Raw genomic sequence first — 26985 nt, forward strand, 5'->3', positions numbered from 1 at the left:
CCCTGACCTGCTTCAACTTTCTATCTGGAGGGATCCAGTCCTACCGCAACCTGGTAGGCGGCACGCTGGAGGCATCCAGCCTCGTCGACAGCGCCAACGTCGAATTCAAGGGCCAGGTGCAGGAATGGAAGAACGTCCTGCTGCGCGGCAAGGACCCGGCCGCCCTGAGCAAGTACTGGGGCCAGTTCGAGGACCAGGAACGCAAGGTCCAGGATATCCTCGGCAAGCTGGTCAACGAGGCCCGCGAGCAGGGCGACAGCGGCCTGCAGAGCCAGGTGGAGCGCCTGCGCAGCGAGCACCAGAGCCTGGGGGCCGCCTACCGCAAGGGCCGCGAGGCCTTCCTCGCCGCCGGCGCCGAACCGACCGCAGGCGACAAGGCGGTACAGGGCATCGACCGCGCCGCCAGCGAGCAGATGACCGCCCTGGTCACCCAGCTGCATGACCGCGGCACCCAGCAATCCGCCGAGATCAGCGCCAGCGCCGCCAGCACCGTGACCACCGGCCTGGTGGTGATGCTGGTGTCCAGCGTGCTGGTGGGCCTGCTGGCGATCTGGCTGATCAACCGCCGCCTGATCGACCCGATCCGCACCCTGATCGACCACATCGGCCGCCTCAGCCAGGGCAACTTCGGCGAGCGCGTCGACAGCAGCCGCCGCGACGAACTGGGGCGCCTGGCCAACTCGGCGAACATCCTGCGGGACTTCCTCGCCGACACTTTCAACCGCCTCAAGCACAGCACCGCCGAGCTGGACAGCGCCAGCGGCGAGCTCAACGCCATCGCCACGCTCATGGCCGGCGGCACCCGCGAGCAGTTCTCGCGCACCGACCAGGTGGCCACGGCGATGCACGAGATGTCCGCCACCGCCCAGGAGGTGGCCCGCCATGCCGCCGATGCCGCACGCGCCGCCGACGACGCGGACAGCTCGGCCCAGCAGGGCGAACGGGTGATGCAGGCGACCATCCAGAGCATCACTGGCATGCGCGGCGAGATCGACTCCACCGCCGAGGTGATCCGCCGCCTGGAGAACGACAGCGGCCGCATCAGCAAGGTGCTGGAAGTGATCCGCGGCATCGCCGAGCAGACCAACCTGCTGGCGCTCAACGCCGCCATCGAGGCCGCCCGCGCCGGCGAACAGGGCCGGGGCTTCGCGGTGGTCGCCGACGAAGTCCGCACCCTCGCCCAGCGCACCGCCGAATCCACCGCCGAGATCCACCAGATCATCGACACGGTACAGACCGGCGCGGTGAACGCGGTGCGCGCCATCGAAAGCGGACAGAGCCGCAGCGAGCAGAGCGTCACCCAGGTGACCGAAGCCGGTGCGATGCTGCAACGCATCACCGGCGCGGTGGAAGCCATCCGCGACATGAACCGGCAGATCGCCACGGCGGCGGAGGAGCAGACCTCGGTGGCCGAGGACATCTCGCGCAACCTCACCGAAATCACCGCCATCGCCGTCACCAACGACGAGAACGTGCAACGCACCGAAGCCGCCAGCGGTCGCCTGCACGAACTCTCCGGCGAGCTGAGCGAGGTCACCCGCCGCTTCAGCGCCTGACCCCTTTTCACCCGGCACAGGGATGTGCCGCTCCAGTCGCAGCCCGGTGGCACCCTCGCCGCCCCATGGGTTCGCGAGAGTTGCACCCGCCCCCTTCGAGAGCACCGCTGCGCTGTTTATTGCGCTTCACCGGCCTCCCCGCCCAGGCGCCGTTCTCGCCAACTGAAATGCGCCGATTCGTAGCGATCTCCGGCGATCTGCAAGGCACTGAACAGGCATCGTGCCAGCATGTAAACTTTTGCAATTCCGCGCCTTTGACTTGCCCCCGCCAGTGGTAATAAGGTGCACCCCTCGCCTATTCCCAGGCCCTCAATCTGCCTTGCCAAGGAACCGGAATATGTTGCTCCGCCGCATGCTCATCATGCTCGGCGTGGTCATCCTCGTGGTGGCCGCGCTTGCCGCGTACAAGTTCTTCTCCATCAAACAGCAGATCGCGATGTTCACGGCGCCCAAGCCTGCCATCAGCGTCTCGGCCGCCAAGGCGGTGGAAGTACCCTGGCAGGAGCGCCTGCCGGCCATCGGTTCGCTCAAGGCCTTCCAGGGCGTGGACCTGACCGTGGAAGTAGGCGGCACCGTGCAGGAGGTGCAGTTCCTTTCCGGCGAGAAGGTCAAGCTCGGCCAGCCGCTGATCCAGATGGACAGCGACGTCGAACAGGCCAGCCTGGCGACCGCGGAAGCCTCCCTGGCCCTGGCACGCGTCGAATTCGAACGCGGCCGCAGCCTGGTGAACCGGCAGAACATTTCCAAGAGCGAATTCGACCGCCTCTCCTCGGAGCTGCAGAAGTCGACCGCCAGCGTTGCCCAGTTGAAGGCCATGCTGGCGAAGAAGCGCATCGTCGCGCCCTTCGCCGGCACCATCGGCATCCGCCAGGTGGATGTGGGTGACTTCCTCTCCTCGGGCACCACCATCGCCACCCTGCAGGACCTCAGCACCCTGTTCCTCGACTTCTACCTGCCCGAGCAGGCAGTGCCCAAGCTCGCCATCGGCCAGCACGTGCGGATCAGCGTCGCCGCCTACCCGGGCGAGTTCTTCGACGGCGCCATCGCCGCGATCAACCCCAAGGTCGAGGACAGCACCCGCAACCTGCAGGTGCGTGCGCTGCTGCAGAACCCCGACAGCAAACTGCTGCCGGGCATGTTCGCCAACCTGGAAGTGCTGCTCCCGGGCGACAACCTGCGCATCGTGGTGCCGGAAACCGCCATCACCTACACCCTCTATGGCAACTCGGTCTACGTGATCGATGCCAAGAAGGGCGAGGACGGTCAGGCAGTGAAGGACGACAAGGGCCAGCCGGTCCTGGTGGTCGAACGCCGCTTCGTCGAGACCGGCCAGCGCCGCGACGGCAAGGTCGTGGTGCTCAAGGGCCTGAAGGCCGGTGAGCAGGTGGTGACCGCTGGCCAGCTGAAGCTGGACAACGGCTCCAACGTCGCCATCGCCGATGACCAGGCCCAGCAACCGAAAACGGACAAACAAGCCAGCGCCGAGCAGTAGGCTCGACGCCAAGGAATACCGATATGGCTTTCACAGATCCCTTCATCCGTCGCCCGGTACTGGCGACCGTGGTCAGCCTGCTGATCGTGCTGCTGGGCTTCCAGGCCTTCAGCAAGCTGGTGATCCGCCAGTACCCGCAGATGGAAAACGCCCTGATCACGGTGACCACCGCCTACCCCGGGGCCAACGCCGAGACCATCCAGGGCTACATCACCCAGCCGCTGCAGCAGAGCCTGGCGAGCGCCGAAGGCATCGACTACATGACGTCGTCGAGCCAGCAGAACCTGTCGATCATCTCGATCTACGCGCGCATCGGCTCCAACTCGGACCGCCTCTTCACCGAACTGCTGGCCAAGGCCAACGAGGTGAAGAACCAGCTGCCGCAGGACGCCGAGGACCCGGTGCTGTCCAAGGAAGCGGCGGACGCCTCGGCGCTGATGTACATCAGCTTCTACAGCGACGAGCTGTCCAACCCGCAGATCACCGACTACCTGTCGCGGGTCATCCAGCCCAAGCTGGCGACCCTGCCGGGCATGGCCGAAGCGGAGATCCTCGGCAACCAGGTCTTCGCCATGCGCCTGTGGCTGGACCCGGTGAAGATGGCCGCCTACGGCGTCACCGCCGGCGACCTCAGCGACGCCGTGCGCAAGTACAACTACCTGTCCGCCGCTGGCCAGGTGAAGGGCGAGTACGTGGTGACCAGCATCAACGCCACCACCGACCTCAAGTCCCCCGAAGCCTTCGCCGCCATCCCGGTGAAGACACAGGGCGACCGCCGCGTGCTGGTACGTGACATCGCCCGCGTCGAGATGGGCGCCGAGAACTACGACTCCATCAGCTCCTTCGACGGCATCCCCTCGGTCTACATCGGCATCAAGGGCACCCCCAGCGCCAACCCGCTGGACGTGATCAAGCACGTGCGCGCGATCATGCCCGAGCTGGAAGCCCAGCTGCCGCCGAACCTCAAGGTGTCCATCGCCTACGACGCCACGCGCTTCATCCAGGCGTCCATCGACGAGGTGGTGAAGACCCTGGGCGAGGCGGTGCTGATCGTCATCGTGGTCGTGTTCCTGTTCCTCGGCGCCTTCCGCTCGGTGCTGATCCCGGTCATCACCATCCCGCTGTCGATGATCGGCGTGCTGTTCTTCATGCAGCTGATGGGCTACTCGATCAATCTGCTGACGCTGCTGGCCATGGTGCTCGCCATCGGCCTGGTGGTGGACGACGCCATCGTGGTGGTGGAGAACATCCACCGGCACATCGAGGAGGGCAAGACGCCCTTCGATGCCGCCATCGAGGGCGCCCGCGAGATCGCCGTGCCGGTCATTTCCATGACCATCACCCTGGCGGCCGTGTATGCCCCCATCGGCTTCCTCGAAGGCCTCACCGGTGCGTTGTTCCGCGAGTTCGCCCTGACCCTGGCGGGCGCGGTGATCATCTCCGGCGTGGTCGCCCTGACCCTCTCGCCGATGATGTGCTCCAAGCTGCTGCGCCACGAGGAGAACCCGAGCGGCCTGGCCCACAAGCTGGACATGATCTTCGAGCGGCTCAAGCGTCGGTACCAGAGCGCGCTGCACGGCACCCTCAACACCCGCCCGGTGGTGGTGGTGTTCGCGCTCATCGTGATGGCGCTGATCCCGGTGCTGCTGATGATGACCAAGAGCGAACTGGCCCCCGACGAGGACCAGGGCATCGTCTTCCTCATGGCCAAGGCGCCGCAGCCGACCAACCTGGACTACCTGAACGCCTACACCGACGAGTTCGTGGAGATCTTCAAGTCCTTCCCCGAGTACTACTCCTCGTTCCAGATCAACGGCTTCGATGGTGTGCAGGCCGGTATCGGCGGCTTCCTGCTCAAGCCCTGGGACGAGCGCGAGCGCACCCAGATGGAGCTGCTGCAGGAGGTACAGGGCAAGCTCGACCGCATTCCCGGCCTGCAGATCTTCGGCTTCAACCTGCCGTCGCTGCCGGGCACCGGCGAAGGCCTGCCCTTCCAGTTCGTGGTCAACACCCCGAACGACTACGAGTCCCTGCTGCAGGTGACCGAACGCATCAAGCAGCGCGCGGAAGCCTCGGGCAAGTTCGCCTTCCTCAACGTCGACCTGGCGTTCGACAAGCCGGAAGTGGTGGTCGACATCGACCGCCAGAAGGCCGCGCAGATGGGCGTCTCCATGGAAGACCTCGGCTCCACCCTGGCGCTGCTGCTGGGCGAGGGCGAGATCAACCGCTTCACCATCGACGGTCGCAGCTACAAGGTGATCGCCCAGGTGGAACGCCCCTACCGCGACAACCCGGACTGGCTGAACAACTACTACGTGAAGAGCGAGAGCGGCGCGATGGTGCCCCTGTCGACCCTGATCACCGTGCACGACACCGCGCGACCGACCAAGCTCAAGCAGTTCCAGCAGCTGAACTCGGCGATCATCGAGGGCTTCCCGGTGGTGAGCATGGGCGATGCGGTGGAGACCGTGGCGCAGATCGCCCGCGAGGAAGCCCCGCGCGGCTTCGCCTTCGACTACGCCGGCGCCTCGCGCCAGTACGTCCAGGAAGGCAGCGCGCTGTACGTCACCTTCGGCCTGGCCCTGGCGATCATCTTCCTGGTGCTGGCCGCGCAGTTCGAGAGCTTCCGCGACCCGCTGGTGATCCTGGTGACGGTGCCGCTGTCGATCTGCGGCGCGTTGATCCCGCTGTTCCTGGGGATCTCCAGCATGAACATCTACACCCAGGTGGGCCTGGTGACGCTGATCGGCCTGATCAGCAAGCACGGCATCCTGATCGTGGAATTCGCCAACCAGCTGCGTCGCGACAAGGGCCTGAGTGCGCGCGAAGCGGTGGAGGAAGCCGCCTCCATCCGCCTGCGCCCGGTACTGATGACCACCGCCGCGATGGTGTTCGGCATGGTGCCACTGATCCTCGCCACCGGCGCGGGTGCGGTGAGCCGCTTCGATATCGGCACGGTGATCGCCACCGGCATGTCCATCGGCACGCTGTTCACCCTGTTCGTGCTGCCCTGCGTCTATACCCTGCTGGCCAAGCCGGACCCACGACCGGCTGCCCAGCCCGAGGCAGAGCCCGTCGCGGGCCACTGAGCCACGTTGAACGAGAAGGCCCCGCATCTGCGGGGCCTTCTTCATTCCAGGGTTCTCAGAGCCGGTGCAGCGCCTCCACGCGGCTGCCGAAGGCATGCTCGTAGGCCGCCAGCAGGTAGGCCCAGTCCTCGTCGCGGATGGCCGAATGGCGCCTGATCTGGCCGACATCGTTGCGCGCCGCCCGGGCATGGGCGAAGCGACGGCGGCTCTTCTCCAGATCGATCAGGGCGATTTCCACCGATTCGGCGCCCTCCCCTTCCCCGAGGCGGATGAACACATGCTTGGGATAGAGGCAGCCGTGCTGCCAACCGCCCCGGTGCAACCGCGCCAGCACCTGCGCCATCTGGCCGAGCACCCGCTCGCGCTGGCCCTTGGCGTCGGCGCGTTCGTCCAAGGAGGCGTACCAGCGCTCGAAATCGATGAAGCCCTCCAGGGCCTCCGTCACCAGCAGCGCCTGCCAGGCGCCCTCGCCACCGCGCCGCGCGCCGCAGTACACCAGCCGCGGCACCCTCACGCCGAGGCGTTCGAAGGCGCGGATGGCATCCCGTTCGCGGAGCACCGTCGGGCGTCCGAAGGGGTGCAGCACGCTGCGATAGAGGTGGCCACACTGGCGCTTGCTATACAGCAGGACCCCGTCGTCCCGGCGCACCCGCTCCACCCCGCTCTCGCCGCCCCGTCGCAGGTTCGGCGCTTCTACCCACTCACCACGCCAGCCCCAGAAGCGCTCGAACGGGTCGTCCATATCGCTCGCCAACGCAATCACAGCTGTCTCCATCAGACCTTCCCCTCCGTTTATCGCCTGGTCGGTCTCAGTCTCCGTCGAGATCCAGACCACCCAGGGGGGCGAATGACTCACGCCCTTTTTGATGTCGCTTGCGGTAACAGGAACGTGCACTCGGTAACCCTGTGCACGGCGGCAAGCCCGGACCCACGTCACCCCATGGGGCAACGATGCCTCTATTCCGGGCGATGAACCCCGGCAACCCTACTACCGCCAGCGGGTGAGCAGCAGGTTTGCAAGGTCCATACCGTTGCAGGCAGTCGGCGCTGGAGGGACGAGAAAAGGTGCGTGGCGATCACGGAATGACGGCGGCGGCGCAAATGAAAAGCCCCGCATGCGCGGGGCCTGGATGTCTACGGGACGGTATTCAGCCTTGCGGCCCCATGCCCTGGGAAAGCCCGAACATCAGCAGCAGCAACTGCCTGTCGGGCACCGCGTCGGCCTTGTGCCGGGCATTGGGAGGCAGGGGACAATAGCCGAGGCCATTGACGCTGACGACCGAAGGTGACGGCTCATGCCAAGCCGCCGCGGCGATGGACGCGACGCCCAGGGCTCCTACGAGGAACAAAGCTCGCGTTATTTCTAACTTCATGATCGCAACCCCTTGATAGCGCTGCCAAACGCTGTGTCTTCACACTAGATCAATAGTTCACAGTCCGCTTTTTCGAAGTGACGAATGGCATGTCGCTCTCGCCTGGTCATCCCTCCGCGGCTCTTGTCCCTAAGGAGCAGCGCACTCTCAACCGCCTGTTTGCCGCATCACGCGGCGCCGTCGGCCTCGGCACCGTCGGTTGGCAGACGGGCGAGGCTAGCGGTGATTCATTGCAAATCCGTGTCAGTACATCGTCCGGGCCCGGCCACCGCCCGCAGGTCGAGCCCGGCGCCGCCGTCCAGGTAACAGGAATCACCCCGGAGTAACCCCATTGCCCACGTGCAAGGCCCCGGTGGGACCGCGCGCAAAGCGCCAGGTTCCCTGAAAGCCCCATGCTGCCTTGCGCTCGCCCTCCCCCCGGGCGTGGCGAGTGTTACCTCGGCGCGATGGGAGCCGAACACTGCAAGGTCCGTTCCCTCCATGGGCCATCGGGTCCCTGGATACGATCAGCTTCCACCGCCAGCCGTCATCCCGGCGTCAAGCCGATGTGAAAAATCTGTCAGGCGGCGCCATCCAGGTCGACGCGGAAGTGACAACCGCCAGAGCCGGACGGCGACAGGCGAACCACCCAGCCCTGGCTTTCGCAGATGCGCTTGACCAGCGACAGGCCGAGCCCGAGACCATCTCCGCGTTGCTCGATGCCCCGCACGAAGGGCAGGAACATCGCCTCGCGCTGCTCTTCCGGGATACCGACCCCGCTGTCCTCGACGCTGAATCCGCGCTCGTCCAGACGCAGCTCGATATGGCCCGACTCGGTGTAGTGCAGGGCATTGCGCAACAGGTTGCCCAGTACCGAGCGGAGCAAGGCCGCGTTGTAGAGAACCGCCGAGGTGACGCCGGGGTGGTAGTCGAAGCGCAACCCCTTGCCCTCGATGGGGTCGCGCCAGAGGCCGGCCAGCTCGTCGGCCAGGCTGCCGAGCCGGGATTGCGGCACCATCTCGCCACCGTTGCGCTGGGCGCGGGCAAGCATGAGGAAGGTCTGCACCAGGTCGCGCATCTCCTCGCTGGCCCGACCGATGCGGAGCACCTGCTGGCGCGAGCGGTCGTCGAGGTGGTCGTTTTCCATCAGCAGTTCGCAGGAGGTGGCGATCACCATCAGGGGCGTGCGCAGTTCATGGCTCACATCGCTGGTGAACAGGCGCTCGCGGGTCAGGGCATCGCGCAACCGGCCGAGGGTGTCGTCGAAAGCCTGGGCCAGCTGGCCCACTTCGTCGGAGGTGTAGTCCGGCGCCAGCGGCGGCGCCAGGCCGAGCAACTGGTCGCGATGGCGGACCTGCCCGGCCAGGCGTACCACCGGCGCGATGACCTTGCGCGCCAGCAGCCAGCCGAGCAGCGCCGAGAGCAGCACGCTCAGGATGAAGCCCACCAGCACCACGCCGTAGAGCGCCTGCTCGCGGTCCTCGAAATCACTCTGGTCCTGCAGCAGTACGTAGCGGTGGCCGTCGATGTCCCGCACCAGGGCGTGGAACGAGAGCTGGCCTTCGAAGAGTTCATGGAAACCCGGCGCCAGCTTGGCGTATTCGACGGGCAGGGCGTAGGGGCCGGTGCCCTCGCCGAAGTAGAAACGGGTATCGCTGTCCAGGCTCGGTGCCCGACCCTTGGCGAGGTTCTCGTAGAGGATGCGCTCCAGCTCGTTGTTCAGGTCGCGGGAGATCAGCTGTTCCTCGATCAGGTGCACCACTTCGATGATGCCCAGCGAGAAGGTCCCCCCAACCAGCGCCGTCATCAGGGTGAAGGCGATGACGATGCGCCGCGCGAGGCTCTGCCTAAACTCCATCGGCCGACTCCGCCAGGCGATAGCCGAGGCCGTGCAGGGTGTGCAACAGGGGGCTGCCGAAGGGCTTGTCGATCACCTGGCGCAGCTGGTGGATGTGGCTGCGCAGGCTGTCGCTGTCCGGGCAGTCGTCGCCCCACAGCGCCTCCTCGAGGGCTTCCCGGCGCACCAGGTGGGGGCTTTTCTGCATCAGCACGGCCAGCAGCTTGAGGCCGATGGGGTTGAGCTTGAGCGGCTTGCCGGCACGGCTGACCGCCAGGGTGTCGAGGTCGTAGCTCAAATCGCCCACCTGCAGGCTGCGCTTGCCACCGCCCTGGGAGCGCCGCAGCACGGCCTCGATGCGCGCCGACAGCTCGGAGAGCGCGAAGGGCTTGAGCAGGTAGTCGTCGGCCCCGGACTTGAACCCCTGCAGCCGGTCGTCGAGTGCATCGCGCGCGGTGAGCATGATCACCGGCGTGTCGCGTCGCGCCTCCTCGCGCAGGCGCCGGCAGAGGGCGTAGCCGTCCAGGCCGGGAAGCATGATGTCGAGCACGATCAGGTCGAAGTGTTCGGTGGCCGCCAGGTGCAGGCCGGACAGGCCGTCCTGGGCGCAGTCCACGCTATAGCCCTTGAGCTCCAGGTAATCGGCCATGTTGGCCAGGATGTCGCGATTGTCTTCCACCAGCAAAATCCGCATCTGCAGTTCCCCCGCCTCATCGATGCCCTTCCGGGCCAGGGCGTCTTTGACAGTTTTTTCACCCGCGGTTCACGGTGCCACCACGGCGGCCACGGCAGATTACGCCCATTCCCTCGCCTGACAATCCCCCGCATGCAATCCGGAGACACCCCATGCCCCCTACCCACTCCTGCCGCCCGATCGCCTATGGCTGGGCGCTCGGCCTGCCCCTGGCGATCATCCTCGCCCTGCTGGTGATCGAGCCGACGCGCCTCGACTTCGCCCTGGCCGATCTGTTCTACCGGCCGGGAGAAGGCTTCATCGGCGCCCACAGCTTCTTCCTCGAGGACGTGATGCATGACCGCGCCAAGCAGGCGGTGATCGCAGTGGCGCTGCTGGCCCTGGCCGGGCTCGTCGCCAGTTGCCTGTATCGCCCCTGGTACGGCCTGCGCAGGCGTCTCGGCTACCTGGTCCTGGCGATGGGCCTGTCCACCGCGATCGTGACGCCCCTGAAGGCGCTGACCGCCGTGCACTGCCCCTGGGACCTGACCCGCTATGGCGGCGTGGAGACCTACACCCCGCTGCTGGCCGAACGCGCGCCCACTGCCAAGCCCGGACGTTGCTGGCCGGGCGGCCACGCCAGCAGCGGCTTCACCTTCTTCGCGCTGTACTTCCTGCTGCGCGACCGCAATCGCCGCCTCGCACGCCTCGCCCTGGTCGGTGCCCTGGCCCTGGGCGGGCTGTTCTCGGTCGGGCGAATGATGCAGGGCGCGCACTTTCTCTCCCACAACCTGTGGACGGCGCTGCTGGACTGGCTGATCTGCCTCGGCTGCTACCGCTTCATGCTCTACGCGCCCCAGGCCGACGAGGCGCCCCAAGGCGTCACGGAACTGGCGCCCTAGCAGGTAGCGGGCACACGGATGGGCCCGGCCCGCCGCTTTTCCACAGGCAAAAGAAAGCCCCGCACGAGGCGGGGCTTCTTTCAGACCGGATGGACTGGGTGGCTTACATCATGCCGCCCATGCCGCCCATGCCGCCCATGTCCGGCATGGCAGGAGCAGCCTTGTCTTCCGGCAGCTCGGCGACGATCGCCTCGGTGGTGATCATCAGGCCGGCGATGGAAGCAGCGGCTTGCAGCGCGGTACGGGTGACCTTGGCCGGGTCGATGATGCCGAACTCGATCATGTCGCCGTACTGGCCGGTGGCAGCGTCGTAGCCGTAGTTGCCCGAACCCTGCTTGACCTTGTCCAGGACCACGGAGGCCTCGTCACCGGCGTTGGCGACGATCTGGCGCAGCGGAGCTTCGACAGCGCGACGCAGGATGTTGATACCCGCGTTCTGCTCTTCGTTGGCACCGGTCAGGTCCTTGATGGCAGCCAGAGCACGAACCAGGGCTACGCCACCGCCAGGAACCACGCCTTCTTCCACTGCAGCGCGGGTCGCGTGCAGGGCGTCTTCAACGCGGGCCTTCTTCTCTTTCATCTCGACTTCGGTGGCAGCGCCAACCTTGATCACGGCAACACCGCCAGCCAGCTTGGCCAGGCGCTCCTGCAGTTTTTCCTTGTCGTAGTCGGAAGAGGTTTCTTCGACCTGCTTGCGGATCTGGGCAACACGCGCCTCGATGTCGACCTGCTGGCCGGCGCCATCGATGATGGTGGTGTTTTCCTTGCTCAGGACCACGCGCTTGGCGTTGCCCAGGTGCTCCAGGGTGGCGCTTTCCAGGCTCAGGCCGACTTCTTCGGAGATGACGGTACCGCCGGTGAGGATGGCGATGTCCTGCAGCATGGCCTTGCGGCGGTCGCCGAAGCCCGGGGCCTTGACGGCAGCAACCTTGACGATGCCGCGCATGTTGTTGACCACCAGGGTGGCCAGGGCTTCGCCTTCGACGTCTTCAGCCACGATCAGCAGCGGACGGCCGGACTTGGCAACGGCTTCCAGAACCGGCAGCAGTTCGCGGATGTTGGAGATCTTCTTGTCGACCAGCAGCAGCAGCGGGCCGTCGAGCTCGGCCACCATGGTGTCCGGCTTGTTGATGAAGTAGGGGGACAGGTAGCCGCGGTCGAACTGCATGCCTTCCACGACGGACAGTTCGTTTTCCAGGCCCGAGCCTTCCTCGACGGTGATCACGCCTTCTTTACCGACCTTCTCCATGGCTTCGGCAATGATGTTGCCGATGGAGTCGTCGGAGTTGGCGGAGATGGTGCCGACCTGGGCGATGGCCTTGGTGTCGGTGCACGGCTTGGACAGGTTCTTCAGCTCGGCGACGACGGCGGCGGTGGCCTTGTCGATGCCGCGCTTGAGGTCCATCGGGTTTAGGCCGGCAGCGACCGACTTCAGACCTTCGGTAACGATGGCCTGGGCCAGCACGGTAGCGGTGGTGGTGCCGTCACCGGCAGCGTCGTTGGCCTTGGAGGCAACGTCTTTCACCAGCTGGGCGCCGATGTTCTCGATGCGGTCCTTCAGCTCGATTTCCTTGGCGACGGAAACGCCGTCCTTGGTGATCAGCGGGGCGCCGAAGCTGCGCTCCAGAACCACGTTACGGCCTTTCGGGCCGAGGGTGGCTTTCACGGCATCAGCCAGGGTGTTAACGCCAACGAGCAGTTTCTTGCGAGCGGCATCGCCGAATTTTACGTCTTTAGCAGCCATGTTCTTTTTCCTCGAATTCTATGGGGGAAAGGGGGGTGGTTCAGGCTTCGATGACAGCGAGGATTTCGTTCTCGCTCATCACCAGCAGCTCTTCACCATCGACCTTGATGGCGTTGCTGCCGGAGTAGGGGCCGAATACCACCTGGTCACCCACTTTCACTGCCAGGGCACGGACTTCGCCGTTGTCCAGAACGCGACCGGTACCGACGGCGACCACTTCACCGCGGTTCGGCTTCTCGGCAGCCGAGCCCGGCAGCACGATGCCGCCAGCGGTCTTGGTTTCTTCTTCGCTGCGACGGATTACGACGCGGTCATTCAGGGGACGAAGCTTCATTGTCTAACTCTCCCAATCAGTGTTTTCCGGCGCCGGTACGAACGACCGGCGGGTTAGCGAAATCCGGCGTGGCCGGCTGCGGGGTGCAGGGCACTCCGCTGAAGTCTGACCTTGCCGGCGAGGGCAAGGAACCTTGCGGTGACCGATACATAGGGGCGTTCGTGGGCATTTCAAGGGCAGCGGCTGAAAAATTTGCAGGAAGTTCAGCGCCGCCGACCGGAGGCTCAGTTGTCGCGGCGCTCGTACTCGCCTTCGATCACGTTCGGGCGGGTCTGCCCGCTGCGGGCGGCGAGATCGTCGGCGAAGGCACGCTGGCGCAGGGCCTGCTCCTGGGCGCGCTTGAGCAGGCGACCGATCAGCAGGCGGCGGGTGAAGGGAATCAGGCACAGCACACCGAAGATGTCGCTGATGAAGCCGGGCAGCAGCAGCAGGCCGCCGCCGACGGCGATCAGCAGGCCTTCGAGCATTTCCTGCTCGGGCATCTCGCCACGGGCGAGTTTCTCCCGCGCGCGCCAGGCCGTGGCGACCCCGGCGACCCGCAACAGGACGCTGCCGAGTACGCCGGTGCCGATGACCAGCAGCAGGGTCGGCAGGACGCCGATGGCGCTGCCGACCTGGATCAGCACGGCCAGTTCGATGATCGGGAAAAGCAGGAAGAGGAACAGAAAGACACGCATCGAGGGATCCTTGACGGAAGAACGGCTTCCGATGGCAATTTAGATGAAGCCGCCCTCCATCGAATTCAAGCGTCGGGTTCGGCGACGGACGGCCAGGCCTCAGCGCGCGCCAGCGCCACCAGGGCCTGACGGACCGCGCCCGGGTTGTTACAGGATGTTGGGAAGGGCAGCCAATGCACCACCTGCCCGGTGCGCAGGTGGAAGCCCTCCGCGTCGATGCCGACCATCTCCGCCGTCTCCCCGGGCAGCCCACGCAATGCCAGGTAGTGGGCGATGGCCGACTGGTGGTCGGCGTTCATGTGCTCGATCATGCTGCGCTCGGCCTCGCCGGCGAAGGGGTTGCCCTGCACCACCTGGTCGATCCAGTGGATGGCGCCGAAGCCGCCGATGAAGCGGGCACGCACAGGCTCCAGCACCCAGAAGTCGAAGTCGTGGGTCTGATGGTAGTCACGCGACTGCGGAAAATAGCGGTAGTAGCGCTCGCTGGCGGCCGCGATCTCGGCCGCGTCGGTGAGCTGCCGCGCCTCGGCGAGCAGGGTCAGGCGGCCGACGGCCTGGATGTCATCGGCGCCCCGCTCCCCCACCAGCAGCGAGCACTTGGGATCCTTCTGCAGGTTGTGGGTGTGCTGGGCGATGCGGCTGATGAGGATCAGCGGTCGGCCGGCGGCGTCCAGGCAATAGGGCGCCACCGATCCGAAAGGGAAGCCCGGCATGGCCTTGGACTGGGTCGAGAGGACGCCGCGGTATTCCTTGAGCAGCAATTCTCGGGCATTCTTTGCGGCTTTCACGCTCACCTTCTGACTCCTTGCAGAGAATCCGTCGAAAACGGACGGGCGGCCAGAATAACGGTTCCAGGCCGCCAGCGGGGATAGCGCCACTCAATTCGACTTCGAGGGGAAAAGCATGCAGCTCAAAGACAAAGTCATCATCATCACCGGCGGCTGCCAGGGCCTCGGCCGCGCCATGGGCGAGTACCTCGCCGGCAAGGGCGCCAAGCTGGCGCTGGTGGACCTGAACCAGGAGAAACTGGACGACGCCGTGGCCGCCTGCAAGGCCGCCGGCGGCGATGCCCGTGCCTACCTGTGCAACGTGGCCAACGAAGAGCAGGTGACCCACATGGTCGCCCAGGTGGCCGAGGACTTCGGCGCCATCAACGGCCTGGTGAACAACGCCGGCATCCTGCGTGACGGCCTGACCATCAAGGTCAAGGACGGCGAGATGACCAAGATGAGCCTGGCCCAGTGGCAGGCAGTGATCGACGTGAACCTGACCGGCGTGTTCCTGTGCACCCGCGAAGTGGCGGCGAAGATGATCGAGCTGAAGAACGAAGGGGCGATCATCAACATCTCCTCCATCTCCCGCGCCGGAAACATGGGCCAGGCCAACTACTCCGCCGCCAAGGCCGGCGTCGCCGCCGACACCGTGGTCTGGGCGAAGGAGCTGGCACGCTACGGCATCCGCGTGGCGGGCGTGGCTCCCGGTTTCATCGAGACCGACATGGTCGCCAGCATGAAGCCCGAAGCCCTGGAGAAGATGACCTCCGGCATTCCGCTCAAGCGCCTGGGCAAGCCCCTGGAGATCGCCCACTCGGTGGCCTACATCCTGGAGAACGACTACTACACCGGTCGCGTCCTGGAACTCGATGGCGGCCTGCGCCTGTAAGGCCGAACCGCCATGAAAAAGCCCCGCATCAGCGGGGCTTTTTCTTGGCTGGGTGTTTAGCCGTCGGGCCTGCCTTAGCCCGGGCTTCAGCCCGGGGGAGCCGGCGGGAGGCTTACCAGCCCACACCGAAGCCGACGGTGTAGCGGGTCTCGTCGATCTCGCCTTCGGAGCCGCTGACCATATCCTTCTCGGCCTTCAGGTTGAGCGAGGCCCAGTCGGTGACCTTGTAGCGCAGGCCCACTTCGGCATCCAGGGAGTAGTCGGCGGCATTGCCCAGCGGGCGGCCGACTTCGCCGACGGTGAAGAGCTCGACCGTCTTGCCCACCAGGTAGCGGTTGTAGTCCCACTTCACGCTGAGCGCGTAGAAGTTGTCCTTCTCGCCATTGGTGTATTCGTAGTCGGTGCGGTTGACCAGGGACGCCAGGGAGAATGCGCCCAGCTCGTCGTCCCAGAACTGGTAGCCGGGACCGGTACCGAGGGTGCGCTGGCGCTCCAGGTCCTCGATCTTGTCGCGCTTGTATTCGGCGCGGCCCTGCCAGAAGAACTTGTCGGTGATGAACCGGTCCAGGGCGTACTCGAGCTCCCAGTTCTCGGTGGTTTTCACGTCGTCCTGGAACTCGCGGTTGTACTCGCCCGTGGCGTTGTGGCGCCAGCGGCCGTGGCGGGCCTTGGTCTTGAAGTCGACGTCGTAGTCGTCGGTGTCCTTCTCGGCGCGCTTGTAGTCCAGGGCCAGGTCGACGTTGCCGGACCAGGTCAGGTCCTCGACGAAGGGCTTGGGCTTCATGATCTGCTCGATGCTGGCCAGTTCGACGGTCCTGGGCGCCTCGCCGTTGGCCAGGATCACCTTGCCGGGCTCGGCCGGGCGCAGGGTCTTGGCACGCTCGCCGGTGACATCGTCCTGCTTGATCATCAGCTCCTGCTCGCTTTCCAGGGTGGCGATCTTCTTCCAGTCCAGCGGGATGGAGCCGCCGTAATCGGTTTCAAGCATGAGTTTGCCACCATCGAAGACCCTGATCTTGCCGGACAGGCGATCGCCGTTCTTCATCCACACGGTGTCGGCGAGGGTGGGGGTCGAGGCAGCCGCAATGGCTAGGCACAACAGGGTTCTGGACAACATAGGCGGATACACGGGCTCAAGTTCGCGAAAAACCGGGCATTATCCGCAAGCCCGGCGGCTGAGCAAGGACTGACCGACGGACAAGCCTCAAGTTCCACAAAAAGAGGCTGCCGCAATGCGGTTGTAGCCCCCTGGCCGCCGCCCTATTCTGGCGATCCCCCCCGCACTGGACACCCGCCCGCCATGGCGACCCGCAAGCCACGCCCCGATGTGAACGTCCCGGCCGACCTGCCCAAGGCCAGCGCCGAGGTGCGCCGCGAAGCGCTGTACCTGACCCTGGCCCAGGTGCCGCCAGGCAAGGTGGTGAGCTACAGTCAGCTCGGCGAAATGGCCGGCCTGGGGCGCGCGGCGCGCTGGGTCGGGCGCACCCTGAGCCAGTTGCCCCACGGCACGCGCCTGCCCTGGCACCGGGTGATCGCCGCCGGTGGACGCCTCAGCCTGCCGGCCGGAAGCCCCTCCGGGGACGAGCAGCGGGCACGTTTGCGGGCCGAGGGGGTCTTCATCCATAACGAACGGGTGGATATGCGTCGGCATGGCTGGCTTCCCATGCCACCCAAGGGTTAGAGTGCGCGCTTTGTCGCGGTTCCGTCGCGTGCACCTCGTCATGGACCGCCCCGTGATTTCTGGATTACACGCCTGATGCCCCACCGTACCTGGCGCGCCGCCCTGGCCGCCTACGCCAGCCCGGCCACCCTCGCGCTGCTCCTGCTGGGCTTCGCCGCCGGCCTGCCGTACATGCTGGTGTTCTCCACCCTCTCCGTCTGGCTGCGCGAGGCGGGCGTCTCCCGCGAGACCATCGGCTTCGCCAGCCTCATCGGCCTCGCCTATGCCTTCAAATGGATCTGGTCGCCGCTGCTGGACCAGTTCCGCCTGCCGCTGCTCGGTCGCCTCGGTCGCCGTCGCTCCTGGCTGGTGCTGTCCCAGGTCCTGGTGGCGCTGGGCCTGGTGGGCATGGCCCTGTGCGACCCGCAACAGCACCTGACCTGGCTGATCGCGATCGCCGTGGTGGTGGCCTTCGCCTCCGCCACCCAGGACATCGCCGTCGACGCCTACCGCCTGGAGATCGCCGAGGACAGCCGCCAGGCCGCACTGGCCGCCAGCTACATGCTCGGCTACCGGGTCTCGGCGCTGCTGGCCACCGCCGGCGCGCTGTACTTCGCCGAATGGTTCGGCTCCACCTCGTTGAGCTATGAGTACGGGGCCTGGGCCGGCACCTACCTGCTGTTCGCCCTCCTCATGCTGCCCGGCCTGGTCACCAGCCTGTGGATGCGCGAGCCACGCATCGACGCCCAGGTCCAGACCAGCACCTCGCGCTTCAAGCTCAAGGACCAGTTGGCCTCGGTGCTGATCCTGCTGGTGATGCTGATCTCCCTGCCGGCGATGATCACCGGCATGCTCGACCGCGCCTGGCCGCGCGCCCTGCTCTACTTCCTCTTCCTGGTGGCCTGCCTGTCGCCCTGGGGCCGGCGCCAGATCGCCCCGGTGCGCGAGCTGCTCAGCCAGCAGCGCCGCCAGTTGCTGGTGGCCGCGCGGGGCAGGGTGATCCCCAACTTCGACTTCGTCCACCAGGCGGTGTCGATGATCGTGCTGATCGTCATCCTGGTGACCACGGCGGCGGCCATCAAGGCCTATGCATCGGGCGCCTGGCCGCGTGGCACGCTGTTCGTGCTGATCGCCCTCGCCTGCTTCTCCGCCCCGGGCCGCCTGCTGATGGCGCCGGTGGTCACGCCCATCAGCGAGTTCGTCCAGCGCTACCGCTGGCAGGCGCTGCTGCTGCTGGGGCTGATCGCCACCTACCGCATGTCGGACACGGTGATGGGCGTGATGGCCAACGTCTTCTACATCGACCAGGGCTTCAGCAAGGAGCAGATCGCCAGCGTCAGCAAGCTCTTCGGCCTGATCATGACCCTGCTCGGCGCGGGCGCCGGCGGCCTGCTGATCGTGCGCTTCGGCATCCTGCCGATCCTCTTCATCGGCGGCGCGTCGTCAGCGGCGACCAACCTGATGTTCGTGGTGCTCAGCGACATGGGCCCGCACCTGGACATGCTGATCCTCACCATCTCCTGCGACAACTTCAGCGCGGGGCTCGCCACCTCGGCCTTCGTCGCCTACCTGTCGAGCCTCACCAACCTAAAGTTCTCCGCCACCCAGTACGCGCTGCTCAGCTCGATCATGCTGCTGCTGCCGAGGCTGATCGGCGGCTACTCGGGCGTGATGGTCGAATCCCTCGGCTACCACCAGTTCTTCCAGCTCACCGCGCTGCTCGGCGTGCCGACGCTGATCCTCATCGCCGTGCAGTGGGGCCAGGAGCGCCGGCAGCCCGACAGCAGCACCCCGCCGACGACGGAAGCGGACGCACCCGCCGCGCCGCCCCCCGCTCCCCGCGCGCAGTCGGAACAGCCGTAGCGCTTTCCATGGACATGAAAAAGGCCGGCATTCGTCGGCCTTCTCGCATCCACCTCACCCTGCGGTGGGGACCACCTGCACCATGCGCGGCTGGGCGAGCTGGACGCCAGCCTCGTGCAGCTTGTCGCGCACCGACTCGTTGAGCATGAAGATCACCCCCCAGTAATCGGCATTCGACGTCCACATGCGCAGCGACAGGTTGATCGAGGTGTCCCCCAGTGCGGAGACCACCACCACCGGAGCCGGGTCCTTGTGCACTCGCGGGTCCTCGGCCAGCTTGAGCAGTACCTCGCGGGCCTTGGCCAGGTCGCTGGCGTAGTCGACCTTGACGTCGTACAGCACCTGGCGGGTGGCCTGGTTCGAGTAGTTGGTGATGATGCCGTTGGACAGCGAGCCGTTGGGCACGATGACGGTCCTGTTGTCGCCGGTACGCAGCACGGTGTGGAAGATCTGGATCTGGTCCACCGTCCCCATCACGCCCTGGGCCTCGATGAAATCGCCAGCCTTGAAGGGGCGGAACAGCAGGATCAGCACGCCGCCGGCGAAGTTCGCCAGGCTGCCCTGCAAGGCCAGGCCGATGGCCAGGCCGGCCGCACCGATGGCGGCGATGAAGGATGTGGTCTCGATGCCGACCATGGAGGCCACGCTGACCAGCAGCAGCACCTTGAGGACCATGTTGGCCAGGCTGCCGATGAAGCCGTGCAGGGTCTTGTCGACCCGGCGCATGGCCAGCAGGTTGCTGACCCGGTTGGTGATCCGGTTGATCAGCCACCAGCCGATCAGCAGGGTGATCAGCGCCAGCGTGAGCTTGCCGCTGTACTCGAGGATGATCGGCAGCCAGCCCTCGGATCGTCTCACCAGTTCGTCGACGGTTATATCCACACGCACTCTCCTTTCTTGCCTTCACGAGAACAAAAACGCCGTGGGCAGGCCACGGCGCAGGTCGCTGACCCTGCACGTTGCGACGCGGGCCAGCGGTGAAGGTTCAAAAAAGCAGTGTCAGTCGCGGAAGTTGGTGTACTGCAGCGGGAAGTCCAGGGGCTCGCCGCGCAGCATGGCGATGGCCTCCTGCAGGTCGTCGCGCTTCTTGCCGGTGACACGCACCTGCTCGCCCTGGATCGCGGCCTGGACCTTGAGCTTGCGCTCCTTGATCAGCGCGACGATCTTCTTCGCCAGCTCCTTCTCGATGCCCTCGCGGAACTTCACTTCCTGCTTGACCACCTTGCCGGACGCGAAGTGATCCTCGATCTCCATGCAGTGGATATCGATCTTGCGCTTGATCAGGTTGCTGCGCAGGATGTCGAGCATCTGCTCCAGCATGAAGTCGGCTTCGGCGGTCAGGGTGACGGCCTTGTCCTTGCTCTCGAAGCTGCACTTGCCGCGCAGGTCGAAGCGGCGATCGAGCTCCTTGATCGCGTTGTCCACCGCGTTGGTGAGCTCGTGTTTGTCCAGCTCGGACACCACGTCGAACGATGGCATGGGATTCCTCCAGATAGACGGCGCGACCCACTTCACGTAAGGAAGGCGCCTGGCTTGACGGTAAAAAAAGCGGGCCCATTATAACTGAGCAACGGAGCCCGTTTTTTGCAGGATTGCATGGCAGCTAAGCATTCAGCTCTGACAGGCGGACGCAAAACCTGCTGAAATAGGCACTAATAGCAACAAGCCACTACCGCCAACCCTTGCCACTTCCCTGTGAGCCTGCCATGCCCAACCCTCATCTCAGCATCCTGGTGGTGGACGACGCCAAGTTCTCCAGTGCCATGATCGGTCGCGCCCTCACCCAGGCCGGTTACCAGGATGTCCGCTTCGCCAGCAGTGCGACGGAAGCCCTGCGCCTGCTCGAGGAGCGCCCCGCCAACGTACTGCTGGCGGACTGGCTGATGCCCGAGATCGACGGCCTCGAACTGACCGCACGGGTGCGCCAGCTGGACGAGATGATCGACCACTACACCTACGTCATCCTGCTCACCGGCAAGGAAGGCGAGAACGTCCTGGGCGAGGCCTTCGACCGCGGCGTCGACGACTTCATCAGCAAGGCGGCGATGAACGAGCAACTGGTGCCCCGCGTCTACGCAGCGGACCGCCTGTGCAACACCCTGCAGCGCCTGCTCCACGAGAACCGGCTGATGACGCAGAACATCGCCAGCCTCGAGCAGCGCAACCTCGTGGACCCGCTCACCGGCCTGGGCAACCCGCGCTACCTGCGCCAGAAGCTGTCCGACAGCCTGCGCCAGGTCGAATCCCGTGGCGGCGCGCTGTGCTACCTGCTGATCGGCCTGCACGACGCCTCCGCCCTGCGCGTGCAGTACGGCAACGACTTCTACAACGAGCTGCTCCACGGCGTCGCGCGGCGCCTTCAGCAGCTGGTACGCCCGCTGGACGTGCTGACCCGCCTGGATGACAACCATTTCGGCCTGATCACCCTGCTCGAAGACCTCCACGAGTGCTCGCCCAGCAGCTTCAAGCGCCTGCACGAAGGCCTCAACCTCAAGGCCTTCAAGACCAGCGAGGGCTTCATCACCCTCAAGGCGGGCATCAGCCTCGTCGGCATGGACGGCAAGGCACTGCCGGTGGACGTGGAGAACATCATCGAACAGGCCTCCCGGCTGCTGCCAGAGTCCTACGCCAGCGGCCGGGTCAGCGCCATCCGCCTGCCCCTGCCGTGACCTGGCACATCCTCGGCATCGGCAGCCTCGGCAGCCTCTGGGCGATCCGCCTGGCACGCGCCGGACTGCCGGTGCGCCTGGTACTGCGCGACGCCGACCGCCTGGCCGCCTACCGTGCCGCAGGCGGCCTGACCTTGGTGGAGCAGGGCCAGGCCCAGCGCCTGGATCTGCCCGCCGAACTCGCCACCGACGAGTCCCCCATCCAGCGCCTGCTGCTGGCCTGCAAGGCCTATGACGCCGAGGCGGCCGTCGCAACGCTGGCCCCTCGCCTCGCGCCTGGCGCCGAGCTGGTCCTGCTGCAGAACGGCCTGGGCAGCCAGGACGCCGTCGCCGCGCGCGTGCCCCATGCCCGCTGCATGCTCGCCTCCAGTACCGAAGGCGCGTTCCGCGACGGCGACTTCCGCGTGGTCTTCGCCGGCCACGGCTTCACCTGGCTGGGCGACCCGCACGCCGTCGCCCCGCCGGCCTGGCTGAACGAGCTGGAGCACGCCGGCATCCCACACGGCTGGACGCCGGACATCCTCTCGCGACTTTGGCGCAAGCTCGCCCTCAACTGCGCGATCAACCCGCTGACGGTGCTCCACGGCTGCCGTAACGGCGGTCTGCTCGAGCACCCGGCGCAGGTCCAGGAGCTGTGCGCCGAACTCGCCGAACTGCTGCGCCTGTGCGGCCAGCCGGACGCCGCGCAGGACCTGCACGACGAAGTCGGCCGGGTCATCCAGGCCACCGCCGCCAACTACTCCTCCATGTACCAGGACGTCGCCGCCAGGCGCCGCACCGAGATCAGCTACCTGCTGGGCTACGCCTGCGCCGCCGCCGAGCGCCACCGCCTGGTCCTGCCCCACCTGCAGGCCCTGCTCAGGCAGTTGCGCGCCCACCTGGCCGAGCGCGGATTGCCGCTGGACTGACCCCGCGCTACCCTGCCGGCAGCCCAACCGCCTGGATCCCCCCTTGAACAGCCTGCGCCAGCGCCTCGAAAACCTGTCCGTCGGCAGAAAACTGCTGGCCGCCCTGCTGGTCCTGATGGCCACCGTGCTGCTGATCGCCAACCTGGCCTTCATCAGCGCCGCCTACTGGATTTCCCAGGAGAGCATGGCGCCCCAGGCCCTGCAGACCCTCGGCCGCCTGTTCGCCACCGCGCCGCTGTCGCGCGAGGCGCTGGCCTCACCGGAATCCGCCCGCCGGTTGCTCGACCAACTGGACAGCTACACCCCGTTGCGCGCCGCCGCCCTCTACGACGGCCAGGGCGAGCTGCTGGCGCAACTGATCAGCGGCAGCATGATGAAACTGCCGCAGCACGCCGAGAAACTGCAACGCTGGCGCCTGCACGAATTCCGCACCAGCCAGGTGGTGGAGCTGCCCCAGGACAACGGCCCGCCCGGCTACCTGCTGCTGGTGGCCTCCAGCGAGCTGCCCGGGGCCTTCTACACCGGTACCCTCACCGCCAGCCTGGCGATCCTCGCCAGCAGCGTGCTGCTCTGGCTGCTGGTGGCGCGGCAGATCCGCGTGATGGTCACCGGCCCGATCCGCCGCCTCGAGGAGCTCTCGCGCCAGGTCACCCGCGAGGAGAACTACGCCTTGCGCGCCCAGCGCGGCAACCGCGACGAGATCGGCAGCCTGGCGGACGCCTTCAACACCATGCTCAGCCGCATCGAGGCGCGCGAGCAGCAGCTCAAGCGCGCCCGCGACGACTCGCAGAACGCCGTCGACCAGGCCCAGGCGCTGGCCGAGGAGACCCGTCACTCCAACCGCAGGCTGGAGCTGGAAGTGCAGGTGCGCAGCAAGATCGAGAAGAAGCTCACCGGGTTCCAGAACTACCTCAACAGCATCATCGACTCGATGCCATCGGCGCTCATCGCCCTCGACGAACAGCTCTATGTCACCCAGTGGAACCAGGAAGCCACCGCACTTTCCGGCACCACCCTGGACGATGCCCTCAACCAGCCGGTGTTCCTGGCCTTCCCTTCGCTCAAGCCCTTCCTGCCGCAGATCAAGCTCACCGCCGAGCGCCACAAGGTGGAAAAGGTCGAACGGGTGAGCTGGCTGCTGGGAGACGAGGTCCGCCACTACAGCCTGACCTTCTACCCCCTGATGGGCGGCACCGGGCGTGGCGTGGTGATCCGCGTCGATGACATCACCCAGCGCCTGTCCATGGAGGAGATGGTGGTGCAGTCGGAGAAGATGCTCAGCGTCGGTGGGCTGGCCGCCGGCATGGCCCACGAGATCAACAACCCGCTGGGGGCGATCCTGCACAACGTGCAGAACATCCGCCGGCGCCTGTCACCGGACCTGGAGAAGAACCTGGAGCAGGCACGGGCCGACGGCATCTGCCTCGACTCGGTGAACCACTACCTGGAAGCACGCGAAGTGCCCAAGCTGCTGGACGGAATCCACCAGGCCGGCACCCGCGCGGCGAAGATCGTTACCCACATGCTTTCCTTCAGCCGCCGCAGCAACCGCCAGCTCGCGCCCTGCCTGCTGCCGGTGCTGCTCGACCAGGCCGTGGAGATCGCCAGCAACGACTTCGACCTGACCGAGGGGTTCGACTTCAAGGGCATGACCATCACCCGCGAATTCGACCCCGACCTGGGGCCGGTGCCGGGCACCGCCAACGAACTGGAACAGGTGCTGCTGAACCTGCTGAAGAACGCCGCCCAGGCCATCCACCAGCGCGACGACGACCAGGAAGGCCGCATCACCTTGCGTACCCGCCTGGCACCGCCCTGGGCGGAAGTCCAGGTGGAGGACAACGGCGTCGGCATTCCGGAGAACGTGCGCAAGCGCATCTTCGAGCCCTTCTTCACCACCAAGGAAGTGGGCCAGGGCACCGGCCTCGGCCTGTCGGTCTCGTATTTCATCATCACCAACAACCACAAGGGCCAGATGGAGGTGCACTCCAAGCCGGGCCAGGGAACCTGCTTCACCCTGCGCCTGCCGTTGACCTCCGGCCCCTCGGGAACCTGATATGGGCAACCGCCTCTCGAAGATCTACACCCGCACCGGCGACACGGGCGAGACCGGGCTTTCCGGCAACCGTCGCGTCGCCAAGAACCACCCCCGCATCGAAGCCATCGGCGAGGTGGACAGCCTCAACAGCCAGATCGGGCTGCTGCTGGCCGAGATGGCCGAGCGGCAGGCCGACTGGCCCGGGCTGGCTGAAGTGATCGAGGTGATCGCGCCCTGCCAGCACCGCCTGTTCGACCTCGGTGGCGAACTCTCGATGCCCGAGTACCAGTCGCTGCGCGCCAGCGAAGTGGAACGGCTGGAAGTGGCCATCGACCGCTGGAACGATGAGCTGGGCCCCCTGGAGAACTTCATCCTGCCCGGCGGCTCGCGCCTGGTGGCCCAGGCCCACGTCTGCCGCTCCGCCGCCCGCACCGCCGAACGCCGGGCCCAGGCCCTCAACGCCGAGGAGCCACTGCGCGGGGAATTGCTCGCCTACCTCAACCGACTCTCCGACCTGCTCTTCGTCGCTGCCCGCCTGATCGCCCGGCGGCAGGGGATCGGCGAAGTGCTGTGGCAGGCCGCGGCAAAGGCCTGAAACCACGGCTCTGCGGCCAGGATAGGGCGATACATCCAGTAGCCCGGGAGGCCAGCCGAACCGCATGGCACGAAGCGGATCACACCTTGCGGCCTCATCAACGCGGCACGCGCGCTTTGGTGGATGCTAAGAGCGGCATCCACCCTACCCACCTCGGCATCTCCCGCCTGATTGCAGGAGGGCAGCAGCAAACGAATGTGGAAGCAGGCGGTAACGCGCGACGCACTGCAAGAGCCGGCGGCGTAGGGTGGACCACGCTTCACCGGTCCACCAATCGTGCTCATGCCCACTCCCGCCGGTGGGCGTGAACAATGGCGCCCACCCTCCCCCTCTTCAGCCTTGGCCGGGCCAGAAGGCACGGATGCCCGCCACGCCCTGGGCGCCGATGCTCCATGCCCGTTCACGGTCATCGGGACCGACGCCGCCAAGCAGGTACACCGGTTTGTTGAAGCGGCGGATCATCGATTGCGCGGCCTCCCAGCCCAGGGGCTGCACGTCCGGGTGGGTCTGGGTGGGCTGTACCGGTGACAGGGTGACGAAGTCCACCCCCATCCGGGTCGCCAGCTCCAGCTCCTCTTCGCTGTGACAGGACGCCGCCAGCCAGCGCGCTTCGGGGAATGGGCGCCCCTTGGCGGCGTACTTGCGCAGTTGCTCGGCAGTCAGGTGCCAACCCGCTGCCGGGAAGTCGCCGAGCCACTCCAGCGGCCCCTTGAGCATCAACTGGGCCTTGCGCGCGCAGAGCCCCTGGATGTCCACCGCCAGGTCGCGGTACTGCGGGTCGAACATGTTCGGCGCGCGCAGCTGGATGAGCTGAACGCCCTCGGCGACCGCGCGCCGCACGCCTGCCAGCAGCTCAGCCGCCTCAAGGCCATCCGGGGTGATCAGGTAGCGGTCCGGCAACCGTGCCGCGGCAATGATCGGTTGGTTGGCGGCCGGGAACGCGTAATCGGACAGGTCGCTGGACTCCACCCAGACCAGCGGCTGGCCTTCGGCACCGTGTGGTTCGCCGTCGAAGGCGGTGACTTCCCAGACATCCAGCAGCACCTGCTTGTCGGGGTAGTCGTGATGAACCTGGATCAGCGGGCGCGCGGCGCTCACGCGGATGCCCAGTTCTTCTTCCAGCTCCCGCGACAGCGCGGCCTGCACGGCCTCGCCCTCCTCCACCTTGCCACCGGGGAACTCCCACAGGCCGCCCTGGTGTTTGTCGTCCGGGCGGCGTGCGATCAGCACCCGGCCGTCGGCGCCGCGGATGACCGCGGCTGCGACGTGCACTCGCTTCATTCGATGATCTCCGTTTCCTGCAGGGCGGCCTGGTACCAGCGCTGGAACGCGGGCCACCGATAAATGGTGTCGACATAGGCCGCGGCTTCGCCGGGAAGCTCGACGGCGTAGCTGCGCAGGCGGCTGGCCACCGGCGCGTAGAAGGCATCGGCGATGCTGGCATGGCCGAACAGATAGGGGCCGTCCTGGCCGAAACGGCGACGGCAATCCGACCAGATGGCGCAGATGCGGCGGATGTCCTCGGCAGCCTCTTCGGGGATGCCATCCAGCGCCTGGTTGCGCTTCATGTCCATGGGCATGTGGCTGCGCAAGGCGACGAAGCCGCTGTGCATCTCCGCGCAGATGGCGCGCGCATGGGCACGGGCGGCCTGGCCGAAGGGCCACAGGTGGGCCTCGGGAAAGCGCTCGGCAAGGTATTCGGCGATGGCCAGGGAGTCCCAGATCGCGCCATCGGCCTCGGTCTCCAGCACCGGCACCTTGGCGGTGGGCGAATGAGCCAGCAGGCGCCTGTGGCTATCGGCAGCGTAGAGCGGGATGCGCAGCTCTTGGAAAGGGGCCTCGGTGAGCGCCATGGCGAGCCAGCCGCGCAGCGACCAGGACGAGTAGTTCTTGTTGCCGATGACCAGGGTGAGTGCCATGCGTTTCTCCTTGAG

Annotated in this window: 23 protein-coding genes and 2 pseudogenes; 12 read left to right on the top strand and 13 right to left on the bottom strand. The window is 66.4% G+C overall.

The features are described 5' to 3' along the window. Positions 1 to 512 precede the first annotated feature (512 nt). From ACYJSS_RS14010 to ACYJSS_RS14025, 4 genes and pseudogenes are all read left to right on the top strand, one after another. Positions 513 to 623, top strand: a pseudogene (locus tag ACYJSS_RS14010) (hypothetical protein); the annotation flags it as partial. A gap of 228 nt (positions 624 to 851) precedes the next feature. After that, positions 852 to 1556 (top strand): methyl-accepting chemotaxis protein, encoded by a 705-nt coding sequence (locus tag ACYJSS_RS14015; RefSeq protein ID WP_373874561.1) that lies wholly within the window; start codon positions 852 to 854, stop codon positions 1554 to 1556. Between the two features lie 337 nt (positions 1557 to 1893). Next, positions 1894 to 3048 (top strand): efflux RND transporter periplasmic adaptor subunit, encoded by a 1155-nt coding sequence (locus tag ACYJSS_RS14020; RefSeq protein WP_236204734.1) that lies wholly within the window; start codon positions 1894 to 1896, stop codon positions 3046 to 3048. A gap of 23 nt (positions 3049 to 3071) precedes the next feature. Continuing rightward, a complete protein-coding gene (locus ACYJSS_RS14025) occupies positions 3072 to 6137 on the top strand; it encodes a multidrug efflux RND transporter permease subunit (protein ID WP_111263052.1) in 3066 nt (1021 codons plus the stop codon). Positions 6138 to 6192: 55 nt separating this feature from the next. On the opposite strand, the gene ACYJSS_RS14030 is transcribed toward ACYJSS_RS14025, so the two are convergent. From ACYJSS_RS14030 to ACYJSS_RS14045, 4 genes are all read right to left on the bottom strand, one after another. Next, positions 6193 to 6897 carry a lipopolysaccharide kinase InaA family protein gene (locus ACYJSS_RS14030; protein ID WP_236204788.1) on the bottom strand — a complete coding sequence of 235 codons (705 nt, stop codon included), beginning with the start codon at positions 6895 to 6897 and terminating at the stop codon, positions 6193 to 6195. Positions 6898 to 7285: 388 nt separating this feature from the next. Beyond that, on the bottom strand, positions 7286 to 7510 hold the full coding sequence (locus tag ACYJSS_RS14035) for a hypothetical protein (protein ID WP_111263051.1): 225 nt from the start codon (positions 7508 to 7510) through the stop codon (positions 7286 to 7288). A gap of 559 nt (positions 7511 to 8069) precedes the next feature. After that, complete coding sequence (locus ACYJSS_RS14040; protein WP_236204735.1) at positions 8070 to 9347, bottom strand: sensor histidine kinase; 1278 nt, start codon at positions 9345 to 9347, stop codon at positions 8070 to 8072. Continuing rightward, a complete protein-coding gene (locus ACYJSS_RS14045) occupies positions 9337 to 10020 on the bottom strand; it encodes a response regulator transcription factor (protein WP_111263049.1) in 684 nt (227 codons plus the stop codon). The genes ACYJSS_RS14040 and ACYJSS_RS14045 overlap by 11 nt, the downstream gene beginning before the upstream one ends. 152 nt (positions 10021 to 10172) lie before the next feature. On the opposite strand from ACYJSS_RS14045, the gene ACYJSS_RS14050 reads away from it, so the two are divergent. Continuing rightward, positions 10173 to 10901 (top strand): phosphatase PAP2 family protein, encoded by a 729-nt coding sequence (locus ACYJSS_RS14050; protein WP_236204736.1) that lies wholly within the window; start codon positions 10173 to 10175, stop codon positions 10899 to 10901. 103 nt (positions 10902 to 11004) lie between these two features. On the opposite strand, the gene groL is transcribed toward ACYJSS_RS14050, so the two are convergent. The 4 genes from groL to ACYJSS_RS14070 all read right to left on the bottom strand — a co-directional run bounded on the left by groL (position 11005) and on the right by ACYJSS_RS14070 (position 14450). Further along, positions 11005 to 12645 (bottom strand): chaperonin GroEL, encoded by a 1641-nt coding sequence (gene groL / locus ACYJSS_RS14055; RefSeq protein ID WP_111263047.1) that lies wholly within the window; start codon positions 12643 to 12645, stop codon positions 11005 to 11007. A 40-nt stretch (positions 12646 to 12685) separates the two neighbouring features. Continuing rightward, entirely contained in the window at positions 12686 to 12979 is a 294-nt protein-coding gene (locus ACYJSS_RS14060) for a co-chaperone GroES (RefSeq protein WP_111263046.1), read from the bottom strand. Between the two features lie 224 nt (positions 12980 to 13203). After that, positions 13204 to 13656, bottom strand: coding sequence for an FxsA family protein (locus ACYJSS_RS14065; protein ID WP_236204737.1), 453 nt, complete (start codon positions 13654 to 13656; stop codon positions 13204 to 13206). 65 nt (positions 13657 to 13721) lie between these two features. Beyond that, positions 13722 to 14450 carry a HugZ family pyridoxamine 5'-phosphate oxidase gene (locus tag ACYJSS_RS14070; protein ID WP_111263044.1) on the bottom strand — a complete coding sequence of 243 codons (729 nt, stop codon included), beginning with the start codon at positions 14448 to 14450 and terminating at the stop codon, positions 13722 to 13724. Positions 14451 to 14559: 109 nt separating this feature from the next. Here ACYJSS_RS14070 and ACYJSS_RS14075 point away from each other — a divergent pair, with 109 nt between their 5' ends. Beyond that, entirely contained in the window at positions 14560 to 15318 is a 759-nt protein-coding gene (locus ACYJSS_RS14075) for an SDR family oxidoreductase (protein ID WP_111263043.1), read from the top strand. A 112-nt stretch (positions 15319 to 15430) separates the two neighbouring features. Here ACYJSS_RS14075 and ACYJSS_RS14080 read toward each other — a convergent pair whose 3' ends face one another. Then, positions 15431 to 16435 (bottom strand): DUF481 domain-containing protein, encoded by a 1005-nt coding sequence (locus tag ACYJSS_RS14080; protein ID WP_111263042.1) that lies wholly within the window; start codon positions 16433 to 16435, stop codon positions 15431 to 15433. A gap of 183 nt (positions 16436 to 16618) precedes the next feature. Between ACYJSS_RS14080 and ACYJSS_RS14085 the strand changes: the two genes are divergently transcribed. Both ACYJSS_RS14085 and ACYJSS_RS14090 read left to right on the top strand, forming a co-directional pair. Continuing rightward, entirely contained in the window at positions 16619 to 16999 is a 381-nt protein-coding gene (locus tag ACYJSS_RS14085; protein ID WP_236204738.1) for an MGMT family protein, read from the top strand. A gap of 75 nt (positions 17000 to 17074) precedes the next feature. Next, entirely contained in the window at positions 17075 to 18841 is a 1767-nt protein-coding gene (locus ACYJSS_RS14090; RefSeq protein ID WP_236204739.1) for an AmpG family muropeptide MFS transporter, read from the top strand. 54 nt (positions 18842 to 18895) lie between these two features. On the opposite strand, the gene ACYJSS_RS14095 is transcribed toward ACYJSS_RS14090, so the two are convergent. Next, entirely contained in the window at positions 18896 to 19729 is an 834-nt protein-coding gene (locus tag ACYJSS_RS14095) for a mechanosensitive ion channel family protein (RefSeq protein WP_111264781.1), read from the bottom strand. Positions 19730 to 19840: 111 nt separating this feature from the next. Then, a complete protein-coding gene (locus tag ACYJSS_RS14100; protein ID WP_236204740.1) occupies positions 19841 to 20320 on the bottom strand; it encodes a YajQ family cyclic di-GMP-binding protein in 480 nt (159 codons plus the stop codon). A 221-nt stretch (positions 20321 to 20541) separates the two neighbouring features. Here ACYJSS_RS14100 and ACYJSS_RS14105 point away from each other — a divergent pair. From ACYJSS_RS14105 to ACYJSS_RS14120, 4 genes and pseudogenes are all read left to right on the top strand, one after another. Beyond that, positions 20542 to 21510, top strand: a pseudogene (locus tag ACYJSS_RS14105) (GGDEF domain-containing response regulator); the annotation flags it as partial. Further along, a complete protein-coding gene (locus ACYJSS_RS14110) occupies positions 21507 to 22418 on the top strand; it encodes a putative 2-dehydropantoate 2-reductase (protein WP_236204741.1) in 912 nt (303 codons plus the stop codon). The pseudogene ACYJSS_RS14105 and the gene ACYJSS_RS14110, both read left to right, overlap by 4 nt. A 43-nt stretch (positions 22419 to 22461) precedes the next feature. Further along, the gene (locus ACYJSS_RS14115) at positions 22462 to 24474 is read left to right on the top strand and encodes a HAMP domain-containing sensor histidine kinase (RefSeq protein WP_111264777.1); all 2013 of its coding nucleotides are present in this window, start codon (positions 22462 to 22464) and stop codon (positions 24472 to 24474) included. A 1-nt stretch (position 24475) separates the two neighbouring features. Continuing rightward, complete coding sequence (locus ACYJSS_RS14120) at positions 24476 to 25051, top strand: cob(I)yrinic acid a,c-diamide adenosyltransferase (RefSeq protein ID WP_236204742.1); 576 nt, start codon at positions 24476 to 24478, stop codon at positions 25049 to 25051. Positions 25052 to 25384: 333 nt separating this feature from the next. Here the strand turns inward: ACYJSS_RS14120 and ACYJSS_RS14125 are convergent, their stop codons facing one another. Then, entirely contained in the window at positions 25385 to 26332 is a 948-nt protein-coding gene (locus tag ACYJSS_RS14125; protein WP_236204743.1) for a Nudix family hydrolase, read from the bottom strand. Further along, positions 26329 to 26970 carry a glutathione S-transferase family protein gene (locus ACYJSS_RS14130; RefSeq protein WP_111262444.1) on the bottom strand — a complete coding sequence of 214 codons (642 nt, stop codon included), beginning with the start codon at positions 26968 to 26970 and terminating at the stop codon, positions 26329 to 26331. The genes ACYJSS_RS14125 and ACYJSS_RS14130 overlap by 4 nt, the downstream gene beginning before the upstream one ends. Between the last annotated feature and the right edge of the window lie 15 nt (positions 26971 to 26985).

The sequence above is a fragment of the Pseudomonas sp. No.21 genome, from assembly GCF_054558415.1.